The organism is Streptomyces sp. FXJ1.172 (genome assembly GCF_001636945.3).
Classification (GTDB): Bacteria; Actinomycetota; Actinomycetes; order Streptomycetales; family Streptomycetaceae; genus Streptomyces.
Window position 1 is genome coordinate 2132153 of record NZ_CP119133.2, and the last position, 13840, is coordinate 2145992.

The window sequence follows — 13840 nt, forward strand, 5'->3', positions numbered from 1 at the left end:
AACCTCTGAGTTCTCGGTGCCGGGTGCTCAACTGCGGCCGCTGGGCTGGCAGGTGAGAAGGCCCTGGGCATCGGCGGATGTGGTGAGCCGGTAGGCGGATGCCAGGTTACGCAGGTGGGCGACCTCCTCGCGCGGGGTGGCACCGGCGTCGAAGGGGTACGGCGCGCTCGTGCCCGTCGACTCGTGTCCGGGCTCGTCGGCCCTGGACAGCGCGGCGCGGATCCAGAGCGCTTCGGCCTGCACCTCGGTGGCGTGGTCCGGCCCGAGGCCGCTCTCCGCGCGTGTGAAGGCGCGCTCGGCAAGGTCGTAGGGCGCGTGGCGTCTGAGCAGGAAGACCACGTCGCGGATGTCCATGGCGAATCGGTCGAGGCGGGCCGGCAGCGAGGGGTCCGGGCTGAAGAGCAGGTCGCGGGCGGCATCGAGGCGTGCCGCCTTCGCCGTGAAGCGGGTGAAGAAACTGCTGGGGCGGTGCCGGACGGCGTCCGGGAAGCGCAGTGCGAGCTGCCGCCACAAAGGAGAGAGGTCGACGAGGCTGCGCAGGGCGTGGTACCGCTCGCGGGCGGCGTGCGTCGCAGGAGCGATGGCGCCGAGGCCCCAGAGCAGAAAGCACGTGTACAGCAGGGTGTCGGTCACCGTCTCCTGGGTCTGTTCCGTGCCGTGCGAAACCCGGGAGAAGGTGACCACCAGGAGGAAGGCTATGCGGAGCACCGAGTAGACCGTGGTGATCACCATGGCGGCCGACATCATCCGCAGGCCGGTGCGCAGGGAGCGGAACGGTGCGTCCTTGACGGCACCTCCCCACTGGACCGCGCACACCGCGGCCGCGACGCCGGAGTACAGGTAGAACAGTCCCATGTACACGGCGAGGGCCGCCTGGCCGCGGTAGCGCTCCATGAAGTAGGGGGTGGTGGTGTCGGGCCTGCCCAGCAGGAAGAAGAAGATGACCGCCATCACCAGCAGGGTGACCACCGAGGCCCGGGTGGCGACGCGGTGGACGAGGGCGGACAGCCTGACGGCGCGGGACCGCTCGCCGTCCGGGCCGGCGGTGCGGTAGACCGCTGTGACGTAGCGGAGGATGACGCAGATGCCGATGATGGACAGTACGTGCTTCACGAAGTAGGCCAGGTCGGGCGGACCGAGGCTGTCCAGCACGGCATATCCTGCGGTGGTGCGGCTCAGCCACGCGGCGGCGAAGGCCACGAAGGCCCCCCACAGCGACCGGTCTCGCCTGTGGCCCCTGACGGCCGACTTGGCTCTCAGGCCGGCTTGTACGAGGAGCAGGCCCGCGATGACGTAGGCCAGGAGGTCGGACATGTTCTGGTCTTTCAAGTCTTGGGCCTGCCGTAGGTGAAGTCCTGGGCGAGGCTCCGCGTGGTCGGGTCGTCGATGGCGTGCTGGGTCTGCGCCATGCGGTTGATCAGCGCGGCCGCGTCCTCCGCACGCTGTTCGACCCAGGTCTCGTACCGCCGGCGGGCCGACGCCCGTCCCTCGGCCACCAGTTGCTCGGCCCGCTCGGCCGAGAAGTCGGCCAGCAGCTCGTCGGTGCCGATGACCCCCGTGGAGTCCTCGGCCCACAGGTGGACCAGCTCGTGCAGCTTGACCTGTCTCTCGTGCCACGGGGAGCCGCTGTTGACGTGGAAGATCAGGTCGAGGGGCCGGGTGTCGTGCCGGACGTACAGGCCGCAGATGCCGGTGACGCCGGCAATGTGGTCCGGCAGAGGTTTCATGACGATCCGCCGGCCCCTGACCTGTTCCATGTTCCGGACCAACTGGTCCAGGTCGAAAGGCTCCGGCAGCGGCATCGAAGAGACGATCAGCTGCGTCTCACGACGCAGCGTACGCCGTGATCGCCGGACTCGAGCGGGAGCCTCGCCACGCCGTTCGGTCACAACGCTGCAGCTCCATCCCCAAGGTCCCATACCAATATATCGCCCCCGGCTCACCTGAGATACAGCAAGCAATACCTTCTCGCCCCCCATGGGGACGATTCGGGCATTCAACCCTGGGTGTGGCGAACGGCTGCGCAGAACCACAGGAACGGCCGCCTTCGCAGCCCGGATCTTGCAACGCGTCAGCCGTACATGTCAACGGCCGTACTCACTTCCCCAGCGGATCGCGGCGGCGCCGGCGTAGTCCCCGGCGTGGGCGAATCCGGCCAGCACCACCAGGTCGCCCGCACGGATCTGCCGGGAGCGGACCGCGTCGTCGAGCGTGACGGGCATGGCGGCGCCGAAGAGGTTGCCGCACCGGTCGAAGGTGTCGGGGTGGCGTTCGACGGGCAGGCCCAGCGCGTCACGCCAGTTGCGCAGGAAGGTGCGGTTGGGCTGGTTGGTGATGAGGCAGTCGATGTCGGTGGTCCGCCTTCCCAGGCTGCGAAGCAGGTCCCGCACGGCCTGCGGCACCAGGCGGTTGCCCCGCTCCAGCACGTCGGTGACCGCGGTCTCGGTGAACCCGATGCGGACCTGGGCCTCGCCGGCCTCCCAGTACTTGAGTCCGTCGTCGCGCACCATGGTCATGTCGCCGGCGTGGGCGGCGATGTGGCGGCTCTCGATGCCGAGGACAGGGGCCTCGGCCGAGGTTGTCACATAGCCGACTCCGCACCCGTCGCCCGGGACGGCGGCCTGGGACAGGCCGCGCACCTGGGACTGGGTGAACAGCTGGCCCGCGGCGCTTTGCGCGTTGCAGATCAGGGCCGTACGGGCGTCGCCGTCGAGCAGGATCCGCCGGGCCAGGTCCAGCATGTGCACGAAGGAGGCGCAGCCGGCGTTGGCCACGTCGATCAGCCACCGGGGCGTGAGGCCCAGCCGGCGCGCCACTTCCGTGCCGGCGCCCACGAAGGGCTGGTCCGGCAGCTGGCTGTGCACGAGCAGGACGTCGACGCGGCGGATCGCCGCGCGGCCGTGCCGTTCGATCAACGGCTGGACGGCACGCTCGATCATGTCCGCGTTGGTCTCGTCGGGGGCCACGTGGTGGCGTGCCGGGGGGACCTTGAACATCGGGCTGTCGCGCAGCCCGTCCGCCGCCGCGTGCTCGGTGAAGAAGGCGGCGGGGACGGGTTCGCCGGGGAGGTAGGCGGCGACGTCGGTCAGGCTCACCGGCCTCATCGGGCCGCCCGCCGGGCCGGGGAGCTGCTGACAGGAAGACCGCCTCGGTGCCGGTGCTCGAGGATCGCCTTGAGATTGTGCATCTCGAGGGTGTGCCCGGCAGGGAACAGGTCCCAGTACTCACCCACCCAGCGCCGGCCGGGGTGTGGTGCGAGGTCCGGGTGAGGATTGCGGCGGTAGTACGGGTGGCGGCAGTTGGTCCAGGTGATCACCGACCCTGGGCGGCCGAGGACGAGGGCGGCCGGAACCACCCTCATCAGGTAGACCATCCACAGCTCGTCGCCCTGGTCCCAGGCACAGTGGTAGTCGACGGTCAACGCGCCCGGATGGGCCTCGGTCCGGCAGTAGATGCGCGTGCCCGGCTCCAGCAGGTCGTGGCCCACCCACAGCCCCGGTGTGCCCGCGGGCTCGAACCCCCGCAGGCTGCACGTCCATTCCTCCAGGTGGTGGCCGCGGCTGAGATAGTCGTACGTCGTCTGCGGCGGGCACTCGACGTACTCCTGGATGGTGCAGTACTCGCCGTAGACCTGCTGGTGCGGGTAGGCGGGCGAGGTTATCTCCCCGCAGCGGGCGGCCAGTTCCTCTGGGCTGGTGTTCTCCACCCGCACGAGGCCCGGGATGTCAGCCAACGTGGATCGGTCGGTCATGCGTGTGCTTCTCCTCGTCGTGGTTCGGCCGGTGTCCGGGAGCGGCGGCGCCCGGACCGGTGGCAAGGGCGGTCAGGAAGGGCTGGAACGGCGGCGTCTCGCGGTGGTCGAGGTCCATGGCGACAAGGGCCGGCCCGGCAGCGTCGTTGCTGCGCAGCAACGCGGATCGCAGCTGTGCCGGGGTGCCGGCCGTCTCGACGCGCAGCCGGGGGAACATCGCCGACGCGCCGGCCGCTATGCGGGACGGGTGGAAGACGTTCTCGGGGCGGGCGCCGCCCTGGAAGAGTTCCTCGCGCGTGACGCACATGGCGTGCGCGTTGTTGTTCAGGACGACGAAGGTGACCGGTGCCCCGTACTCGAGGGCGGTGTGCATCTCCATGCCGTGCATGAAGAACGCCCCGTCGCCGGCCACCACGTACGTGCGCCGGCCCGTGGCCAGCGCGGCGCCTATGCCGGCGCCGAATGTGTAGCCCATGCCTCCCATGCCCACCGCCACGACGAAGCGGCCGAAGCGGGGGGCGGGCAGAGCGTGGATCACGGCGGCCCCGACGTTGCCGGCGTCCACGAAGACATGGGCGTCCTGGGGCAGCGCCCCGGCGATCGCACCGGCCACCGCGGTGTACCCGGGGGCCGCACGGGAGGGCGCGGGCGGGCGCTGGAGCGACGGCGGGTGGTGGGCCGGGCAGGCGGAAGGCCGCGGCGACAGCCGGCGCTCCAGCGTCCGCAGTGTGCCGGCCACCGGTCCGAGCAGGGGGATCGCCGCGACGAACGGCGGCTCGGGATCGACGCAGACCACCGGCATCCCGGTGAGCAGCGCCTCCAGCCTCCCCCGCGCCAGGACGGGCAGGCGCGTGCCCACCAGCAGGCAGGCGTCGGCCCGGCGCAGGCAGTCCTCGACCTCGGGGTGGCCCATCACCCCTGCCACGCCGGTGAACCGGGGGCTGCGGTTGTCGTAGACGTCCTTGGCGTCCGGCGACACGGCGACGCAGGCACCCAAGTGCCTTACCAGGCGGGCCAGTTGTTCGCGCGCCTGCATCCCGGCCGCTCCTTCTCCGGCGATCACCACGACGCGGGAGGCTTCCTCCAGCACGCCGACCGCCTCGGCCAGGCGGGCGGGGTCCGGCTGCGGAGCGGCGGGCGCGCGGGGCGCCCCGGCCGGCCGCGCCGCCTCGCCCGCTCCCCTCACCGCGGGGGGTGTGTGTGCCGCCGTGCGCGCGGCCCGCGCGGATGCTCCGGTGTGCGCGGGTGCCGCGGATCCCGGGTGCGCCGGCACCTCGAGGTGTCCCTGCTGGGCGTCCTTGGGCAGGAGCAGCACGGCGGGACCCCGGGGCTCGGTCTGTGCCACGGTGATCGCGCGGGCCAGCAGCCCCGGGATCGCGTCGGGTTCGCTCACCCGGGCGCAGAAGCGTGAGACGGGTGCGAAGACGTCCAGGGCGTCGAAGGAGCCCGCCTTGCCGCTGGAGTCCTGGAAGGCGCCCCGGCCCTCCTGGAAGGTCGGCGGCTGTCCCACCAGGGCCAGGACCGGGATGCGCGAGGCGTGGGCCTCCGCCAGTCCCGGAACCAGGTTCATCGCACCGCCCCCCGACGTGGCCGCGACGACGCCGATGCGCGCGGTGGCCCGGGCACACCCGTCCGCCATGGTGACCGCGGAGAACTCGTGCTTGGCCACGACACCGCGAAGGCGGCCGGGGGCACGGTGGACCGCCTCGTACAGGTCCTCGATGTTGGCTCCGCCCACGCCGAAGACGTACCGGACACCCATCCGCTCCAGTTCGGCGGCGACGTAGTCCACGAGTCGCATCCGGCAGGTCACGCCGGCCTCCGTTCCGCCCCTGCCGGCTCGACGGCCGGGCCGGAGTGCGTCTGCAGCTGGAAGTGGTGCCGGTACTGTGCGGGGGTGAGACCGACGACGGCGGCGAATGCGCGCAGGAACGTCTCGATGGCGGTGAAACCGCAGCGGCTCGCGATCTGACACACTGTCAGGTCGGTCGCCTCCAGGAGCTGACGGGCCCGGGCGATACGTAATCGCCGCACGTACTGGCCCGGCGTCGTGCCCACCGTCCGCCCGAAGACGCGGGCGAAGTGACGTGGACTCATGCTCGCGCGTGCGGCGAGTTCGGACACCGGCAGCGTGCGATGGAGGTTCTCCTGGATCCAGTCCTGAACGGCCCGGATCGGCCTCTGATCGGTCAGCTGCGTGTCGAGGACCATGCTGAACTGGGTCTGGCCACCGGGCCGTTTGAAGTACAGCACCAGGTACTTCGCCACCTCCAGGGCGCGTGCCGCCCCGAGGTCGTCCTCCACCAGGGCCAGGGCCATGTCGATGCCTGTCGACACCCCCGCCGAGGTGACGTACGGGCCGTCCCGGACGTAGATCGGCTCGGGGTCCACCGTCACCTCGGGGTAGCGACGCGCCAGCTGAACACCGAAGGCCCAGTGCGTGGTGGCCCGCCGTCCGTCGAGCAGACCGGCCTCCGCCAGCAGAAAGGCGCCGCCGCACACGGAGGTCACGCGTCGGGACCGGGCCGCGGCGCACCTGATCCACGCGACGAAGGACGTGTCCGCCAGGGCCTCTTTGAGTCCCGGCCCGCCGGGCACGAGGAGGGTGTCGATCGCCCCCTCCGCAGCGTCCAGGGGGTCGGCCTGCACGACGAGACCGGCGGAGGTGGCCACCGACGGGGCCCCGGGCGAGACGCACTGCAGACGGTAGGCGGCCGCGTCGTCCGCCATCAGGCGGTTCACGGTGTCGAAGACCTCGAGCGGTCCGCTGACGTCCAGGGTCTGGGCACCGGGGTAGACCACGATCACAACACGTCGTTGCCTCATGGTGACAGCCTGTTCCCGGCTGCGGGCCGTCCGCAATGACAGGCTGTTGACGATTCCTGCCACGCACCGGGCCACCGCGGCCCTGTCCGGCTTCCGGCGGGGTGAGCCGGAAGAGCCGGAACCGCTGGGCGCGTTGCCGGCTTCCTGGGAGCAGAACGGAAGCAGTCCCGCTTAGTTCACGGCTTATTTTTTGTTGTGTATTGACGGCCCGGCAGACGGCCCCTACCGTCCGATGCGCATCTCCCCCCCACCTCCGTGACCGAGGAGACACGCGTGACCGACGTTCTCACCGTGCTCGTGCGAACCCCCCGGCACCGCAGACGCACCGCCGCCCTGGCCGCCGCCCTCCTGGCACCGGCCGCCGCGGGCCTCGCGCTGGTCTGTGCCCCCGGCGCCCACGCCGCGACCGTCCCCACCACCGCCACCACCGTCGTCAACGCGGGCAGCGGCAAGTGCGTCGACGCCCGCACGGCGGCCACCGCCAACGGCACCGCCGTGCAGCAGTACGCCTGCAACGGCACCGCCGCCCAGTCCTGGCAGTTCACCGCGACCGACAACGGCTACTACCGGATCGGCGCGGCCTCCGCGCCGGATCAGGTCTGGGACGAGACCGGCGTCTCCACCGCCGACGGCGCCCTGGCCCAACTGTGGCTGTACGGCGGCGGATCCAACCAGCAGTGGCTGCCGGTCGCCGAGGCCTCCGGCGCGTACCACTTCGTCAACCGCAACAGCGGCAAGTGCCTCGACGTGCCGTCGGCGTCCACCGCCGACGGCGTCCAGCTGCAGCAGTACACCTGCAACGGCACCGCCGCCCAGTCCTTCACGCTCTCCGCCGGCCTCACCCCGCCGGCCGGCACCCCCGACTTCGGACCCAATGTGACGGTGTTCGACCCGTCGATGCCGAAGTCCGCCATCCAGTCGAAGATCGACTCGGTCTACGGCACCCAGCAGAACAACGAGTTCGGCACCCAGCGCAACGCGCTGCTCTTCGCCCCCGGCACGTACGACGTCGACATACCCGTCGGCTACTACACCCAGGTCGCCGGGCTCGGCCTGTCACCGGACCAGGTGTCGATCACCGGCGGCGGTGTGCACGTCGAGGGGCACACCAGCGACGGCAACGCCACCCAGAACTTCTGGCGCGACGCCGAGAACATGTCGGTCAGCCCCAGCTCCGGCAGCACCATGTGGGCCGTCTCGCAGGCCGACCCGTTCCGGCGCATGGACGTGCACGGCAGCATGAAGCTGTGGGACGACACCCACGGCACCAGCACCAACTGGTCCAGCGGCGGCTACATCGGCGACTCCCGGGTCTTCGGCCAGATCGACTCCGGGACCCAGCAGCAGTTCCTCACCCAGGACACCGCCATGAACGGCGGCTGGACCGGGCACAACTGGAACATGGTCTTCACCGGCGACACCGGCGCCCCGGCGACCAGCTTCCCCAGCCCGCAGTACACCACCGTCGACCAGAGCCCGGTGATGCGCGAGAAGCCGTTCCTCTACGTCGACGGCTCGGGCAGCTGGCAGGTGTTCGTCCCGTCGGCGCGCACCAATGTGCAGGGCCCCGACTGGACCGGCGGCACCGCTCCCGGCACCTCGCTGCCGATCGGCCGGTTCTACATCGTCAAGCCCGGCGACACCGCCACGACCGTCAACGACGCGCTCGCCGCGGGCAAGAACCTGATCGTCACCCCCGGCGTCTACCACCTCTCCGCCCCGCTGAACATCACCCGCCCCGACACGGTCGTCCTCGGCCTGGGCCTGGCCACCCTCGTCCCGGACAACGGCGTCAGCGCGATCACCACCGCGGACGTCGACGGCATCGACATCGCCGGGCTGCTGATCAGCGCGAACACCACCAACTCCGGCACGCTGATGCAGGTCGGCCCGGCCGGCTCGGGCGCGGCTCACGGCGCCGACCCGATCGTGCTGCACGACGTGTTCTTCCGCGTCGGCGGCGACCTCGCCGGCAAGGCCACCCAGACACTCGTGGTCAACAGCAACGACGTCATCGGGGACGACCTGTGGCTGTGGCGGGCGGACCACACCGACGGCGTCGGCTGGACGACCAACCCGGCCGCAGGCGGGCTGATCGTCAACGGGAACAACGTGACCATGTACGGCCTGGCGGTCGAGCACTACCAGAAGTACCAGACCACCTGGAACGGCAACGGCGGCCGCACGTACTTCTACCAGAGCGAGACCCCCTACGACGTGCCCGACCAGTCCGCCTGGACCACCAGCGGGGGCGACCTCGGCTACGCCTCCTACAAGGTCGCCAACTCGGTCACCTCGCACGAGGCGTGGGGCGTGGGCGTCTACGCCTACCTGCGCGACAACCCCTCCGTGGTGCTCGGCCACGCCATCGAGGTGCCCACCACGTCCACGGTGAAGTTCCACAGCATGGTCACCACGGTCCTGGGCGGTGACGGCACCATCAACCACATCGTCGACGGCGCCGGCAACCAGGTGACACCGAGCAGCAACGTGGCCTATCTGGCCGGCTATCCGTAGGCCCGCTCCGGCTGACGGCCCGTCAGGCCGCGGAGGGCGACGACTGCCCATCCGTCAGGCCTGTACGGGCCGTCCCGGGATCGTTCCAGGGATCATGCGGGTGCGCGGGTCAGTCCGTGCGTCCCGTCACGGCGACGGTCACGCCCACGCCGATCATCGCCAGTCCCCCGGCGCCGCCCACGAGTTCGTACCGGCGCGGGGAGCGGGCGAACCACGTCCGTACGCTGCTCGCGGCCACGCCCCACACGCCGTCGGAGGCCAGGCCGATCCCGACGGACACCGCGGCAAGGAGCAGCATCTGCCCGGGCACGTGACCGCTGCTCCGGTCGACGAACTGCGGCAGCACGGCGCCGAAGAGGATCAGCGCCTTCGGGTTGGTGACGCCGACGACGAACCCTTCCCGCAGCGCCCGCCGGGAACTCCCGGGAGCCGCCGCGGCGCCGAGCGCGTCGGTCAGCGCCCGGCGTCTCCTGATCGCCTGGACACCCAGCCAGACCAGGTAGGCGGCGCCGGCCGCCTTGAGGACCAGGAACACCGCCGCCGACCGCTCCAGCAGCGTGCCGAGCCCGAGGGCCACGCATGCCGCGACGACGTAGTTGCCCGCGGCGTGCCCGAGGACCGTCGCCAGCGCCGTGCGGCGGCCGTGGGCCAGGGCCCGCCCCACCACGAAGAGCACGCCCGGCCCCGGGACCACGATGAGCACGGCGGACGCCAGTGCGAAGGCGAGCAGCCGATCAATCGATATCACCAGCGAGACGGTACTGGGGAGCCGCTGCGGACACCAGGCCCCTGCCCGGGGAGCCGGTGCGCGGGCACCGCTCCCGGGCCGGGGCAGGCGACCGGACGTGCCGGGCCGTTCGGAGCAGCGAAGCACAATGCGCCTGTGCCACAAGGCGATTGTCCCTCCCCCGCAACCGGCGGTACACCCGGTTGTCACGCAAGGACATCAGAGTGTCATGTCCATGCGTGTTTTGAACCTGGAGGGTTCCTTGCCGACTCTGCGACGTCCCCAGCTGTCCTTGGCCAAGCGCTTCGCGGTGCTCATCGCCGCCATCGCGTCCGTGCTCAGCGTGTCCGCCGTCAACAGCCCTGCCGCGAACGCGGCGGTCTACAGCTCCTGCAGCATCGACGGATGCTCCGACGCGGCCTCGGCCAACTCGACCTGGTCCAGCCTCGGTTACCCGACCTCGCGGGGCTGGTACGACTGGCCGGACGGCGAGTGCAGCTACGCGGGCGGCGAGTTCTACAACAACGACGGGCAGTTGCCCTCCGGTGACACCTTCTACGAGTACGACGTCTACCCGCGCTCCTGCGGGGCCCACCGGGACGCCTACCGGATCGTCGTCGACTCCGACACCGGCGCGGTGTGGTACTCGCCGGACCACTACACCGACTTCTACCAGCTCTGACACCGCGGTGAGCTGACGTCCCATCAGGGGCGGTCCCTCCGGGGCCGCCCCTCACCCATGCGGTGGCGGCCCCACGGCACCCCTGCCCGGCGCCTCGCCGACAGCAGAGAGTGAGCCGACGCCACACACAGTAGACCTATTGCGCAAATCCACTAGGCCAGATTAAATCGCCTGAATTCGTTCATATTAGGATGGATGCAATCGGATGTAGGCCACTGCGGTCCACATCCGATTGCATCCAGCCAGCGAGTAGCCGAGCGGTGAGCGGAGGCGACAGTCGGCCGTGGTGAATACCAGAGGCAGCAATGCGAACGACATCGGCTCGTCCATGCCCCACGCTCCCCGTCCGCCGCACCAGCCGCAGGCCCTGCGGACCATGCGGACCGTGCGGCCCTCGGAGCGGCACCGCACACGGATGCGGCTGCTCGAAGCCGTGGACGAGGACCGGCGCGATGTCGAAGTGCTGCTGACGGCGCTCCAGCAGGCGGTGGCCGAGGTGCACGGCCTCGGCGGCATGGTGCACCTCCCGGGCGGCGGCATGAGCGGCATCCTCTACCTGGTCGCCGACAGCGGCCTGCCGGAGTCGATGACCCGGCCCTGGCTGATCATCCCGGCACGGGGCACGGCGCCGCCCAGCAGGGCCGCCCGCCACGACACCATCAACTGGCAGCCCGACCTGGCCCCGCCCGACCCGGTGCCCGGCCGGGACCCCGCCGCCCTGTGGCCTTCCAGGCTGCCCGCCGGGATCGGTCACCTGGCCGTCCCCGTTCCGGGCGGTGGCCGGCGACGCGGCGCGCTGTCCGTCCTCTTCGCCCCGGGCGACCAGCCCGGCGCGGCGGAGTGCGCGTTCCTGAACGAGGTGGCGGCCTGGATGTCCGCACGGCTCAGGGCGTCCGGGATCCTCAATCCGTCCGCGGCGCTGCTGCGCGCCCTGGAGAACGGGCCGGGACCGCGGCAGACCGCCCCCGCGTGGGACGTGGAAGGGGCGCCCTCCCTCACGTACACCTGGGACCTGCGCACCGGGGAGCTGACCTCCGACCGGCCCGTCGAGGACGTGCTGGCCGGCATCGATCCGGAGGTGATGGCCGGCGGCATCGAGGCGTGGGCGGCGCTGATCCACCCGGACGACCTGCCGAGGGCGGTGGCCGGCTTCGACACCGGCATCCAGCTGCGCGGCGGCTTCCAGACCGAGTACCGGGTCCGGCGCGACGACGGCACATATCTCTGGATCGAGGCCCGTGCCCGGACGGTCTCGGACGACGAGGGGACGCCGGTCAAGGTGCTCGGCACCCTCCGGGACAGCAGCGAGACGCACGCCGCCGCCGAGTCGGTGGGGCGGGCGCTGCGGCACCTGAGCGACGGCTTCGTCTCCCTGGACGCGGACTGGCGCATCGGATTCCTCAATCAGGCCGCCGAGCGGCTCCTGGGCGCCGCGGGGGACGTGGCCGGAGCCCTGCTCTGGAACATCCCCGCGATACGCGCCGTGCCGGGGCTGGAGCAACGGTGCCGGGCCACGGCGGCCGAGGGCCGGCCGGCCGGATTCGACGTACCGGGGCCGGACGGGACGTCCTGGTACCACCTGCGGCTGGTGCCGGTACCGGAAGGCCTCACGCTCTATATCACCGACACCACCGAACGGCACCTGCGCGAGGCCGAGCGGGCTTCCGCGGAGCGGGCGGCCGAGGAGCGGGCGGCCCTGGTGCAGCGGATCACACGGGAGCTGGCCGAGGCCGTCACGGCCCAGGACGTGATGGCGGCGGTGGCCGACGGCGTGATGACACCCCTGGGCGCCACCGGGCTCATCATGCTCGGCGCGGTCGGCGACCGGCTGACCGTGGTCGGCTCCCGGGGATATCCGGAACGCTTCACCCGGCTGCTGGACGGCAGGTGGACGGTGGGGGACGCCACGAACCCGGCCGGGGACGCCCTGCGCACCCGCACCCCCCTGTGGATCTCCTCCCCGGAGGAGTTCCTGGAGCGTTTCCCGGCGACCGGGATCCTGGTCCGGGAGGGCGGCAAGCAGGCGTGGGCCTTCCTGCCGCTGGCCGTGTCCGGGCGCGAGATCGGCGCCACGGTGATCTCCTTCAGCCGGCCGCGGGTGCTGGACGACGACGAACGAACGCTGCTGACCGCGCTCAGCGGACTGATCGCACAGGCCCTGGAACGGGCCGGGCTCTACGACGAGGCGACGACCCGGGCCCGCACCCTCCAGCAGAGCCTGCTGCCCCAGGCACTGCCCGAACTGCCCCAGGTGACGACCGCGGCGCGCTACCAGCCGGCCAAACAAGGAGCCGACGTCGGCGGCGACTGGTACGACGTGATCCCGCTCTCCGCGGCCCGGGTGGCGCTCGTGATCGGCGACGTCATGGGCCACGGCATGGCCGAGGCCGCCACCATGGGCGGACTCCGCACCGCCGTGCGCACCCTCTCGGAGCTGGAGCTGCCGCCCGACGAGATCCTCGGCCACCTCAACGACATCGTCGGCGAGCTGGGCACCGATGCCTTCGCGACCTGCCTGTACGGCGTCTACGACCCGGTGACCCGGCTCCTGTCGTACGCGAGCGCCGGCCAGCCGCCCCCGGCCATCGCCCACCCCGACGGCACCGTCACCTTCCTGTCCATGGCCCCGGACCCGCCACTTGGGGTAGCCGCTCCGCCCTTCGAGACCCTCGAGACCCTGCTGCCCGCCGACAGCCTGCTCGCCCTCTACAGCGACGGCCTGGTCGAGAGCAAGGACAGGGACGTCACCACCGGCATGAGCCACCTCGCCGAACTCCTCTCGCAGTCCGTGACCGCCGTGCCGGCCTCACCGCGGGACACGTCCGGCCTGGACGCCCTGTGCGCCGCCCTCACCTCCGCCCTCCTGCCCGCGCACGGCGCACTGAGCGACGACGCCGCCCTGCTGCTGGCCCGCGCCCACCCGCTGGACGCGGACGACGTCGCCGAGTGGCCGCTGCCCGAGGACCCGGTGGCCGCGGGCCAGGCCCGCGACCTGGCCCGCGCCCAGCTCAGCGACTGGGGCCTGACCGACGAGGACCTGATCATGACCACCGAACTCCTGGTCAGCGAGCTGGTCGGCAACGTCGTCCGGCACGCCTGCGGCCCCATCCGGCTGCGCATGCTCCGCAGCCGCGCACTGATCTGCGAGGTCTCCGACGCCAGCCTGACCACGCCGCACATCCGCCACACCTCCGCCACCGACGAGGGCGGGCGCGGCCTGCAGCTCATCTCCGCACTCTGCGAGCGCTGGGGCACCCGCCACACCCGCACCGGGAAGTCCATCTGGACCGAGCAGCCCCTCCCCGTGCCCGGCCGGTGACCGGTCCGGTACCGGCGG

Annotated in this window: 10 protein-coding genes; 3 read left to right on the forward strand and 7 right to left on the reverse strand. The window is 71.6% G+C overall.

What is annotated here, in order from left to right; genetic code table 11:
- Nucleotides 1–27: 27 nt before the first annotated feature.
- The 6 genes from A6P39_RS09545 to A6P39_RS09570 all read right to left on the reverse strand — a co-directional run bounded on the left by A6P39_RS09545 (nucleotide 28) and on the right by A6P39_RS09570 (nucleotide 6577).
- Nucleotides 28–1314, reverse strand: a complete 1287-nt coding sequence (locus A6P39_RS09545) for an MAB_1171c family putative transporter (RefSeq protein ID WP_107304260.1) — start codon at nucleotides 1312–1314, stop codon at nucleotides 28–30.
- 11 nt (nucleotides 1315–1325) lie between these two features.
- Complete coding sequence (locus tag A6P39_RS09550) at nucleotides 1326–1802, reverse strand: hypothetical protein (RefSeq protein ID WP_067040925.1); 477 nt, start codon at nucleotides 1800–1802, stop codon at nucleotides 1326–1328.
- 282 nt (nucleotides 1803–2084) lie between these two features.
- Nucleotides 2085–3104: a 3-oxoacyl-ACP synthase III family protein gene (locus tag A6P39_RS09555; RefSeq protein ID WP_067040927.1), complete on the reverse strand. Its 1020-nt coding sequence runs from the start codon at nucleotides 3102–3104 to the stop codon at nucleotides 2085–2087.
- Complete coding sequence (locus A6P39_RS09560; protein WP_067040929.1) at nucleotides 3101–3751, reverse strand: hypothetical protein; 651 nt, start codon at nucleotides 3749–3751, stop codon at nucleotides 3101–3103. Before A6P39_RS09560 ends, A6P39_RS09555 begins: the two co-directional genes overlap by 4 nt.
- A complete protein-coding gene (locus A6P39_RS09565) occupies nucleotides 3726–5564 on the reverse strand; it encodes a thiamine pyrophosphate-binding protein (RefSeq protein WP_067040932.1) in 1839 nt (612 codons plus the stop codon). Before A6P39_RS09565 ends, A6P39_RS09560 begins: the two co-directional genes overlap by 26 nt.
- Nucleotides 5561–6577 carry a GlxA family transcriptional regulator gene (locus A6P39_RS09570; RefSeq protein ID WP_199840706.1) on the reverse strand — a complete coding sequence of 339 codons (1017 nt, stop codon included), beginning with the start codon at nucleotides 6575–6577 and terminating at the stop codon, nucleotides 5561–5563. Before A6P39_RS09570 ends, A6P39_RS09565 begins: the two co-directional genes overlap by 4 nt.
- A 273-nt stretch (nucleotides 6578–6850) precedes the next feature.
- Here A6P39_RS09570 and A6P39_RS09575 point away from each other — a divergent pair, with 273 nt between their 5' ends.
- Complete coding sequence (locus A6P39_RS09575; protein WP_443052844.1) at nucleotides 6851–9094, forward strand: RICIN domain-containing protein; 2244 nt, start codon at nucleotides 6851–6853, stop codon at nucleotides 9092–9094.
- A 109-nt stretch (nucleotides 9095–9203) separates the two neighbouring features.
- Here the strand turns inward: A6P39_RS09575 and A6P39_RS09580 are convergent, their stop codons facing one another.
- The gene (locus A6P39_RS09580) at nucleotides 9204–9842 is read right to left on the reverse strand and encodes a LysE family translocator (RefSeq protein WP_067040934.1); all 639 of its coding nucleotides are present in this window, start codon (nucleotides 9840–9842) and stop codon (nucleotides 9204–9206) included.
- 241 nt (nucleotides 9843–10083) lie between these two features.
- Here A6P39_RS09580 and A6P39_RS09585 point away from each other — a divergent pair, with 241 nt between their 5' ends.
- Together A6P39_RS09585 and A6P39_RS09590 are read left to right on the forward strand one after the other, a co-directional pair.
- Nucleotides 10084–10503 carry a ribonuclease domain-containing protein gene (locus A6P39_RS09585; protein WP_199840707.1) on the forward strand — a complete coding sequence of 140 codons (420 nt, stop codon included), beginning with the start codon at nucleotides 10084–10086 and terminating at the stop codon, nucleotides 10501–10503.
- Between the two features lie 283 nt (nucleotides 10504–10786).
- Nucleotides 10787–13822 (forward strand): SpoIIE family protein phosphatase, encoded by a 3036-nt coding sequence (locus A6P39_RS09590; RefSeq protein ID WP_331454108.1) that lies wholly within the window; start codon nucleotides 10787–10789, stop codon nucleotides 13820–13822.
- Nucleotides 13823–13840: the final 18 nt, after the last annotated feature.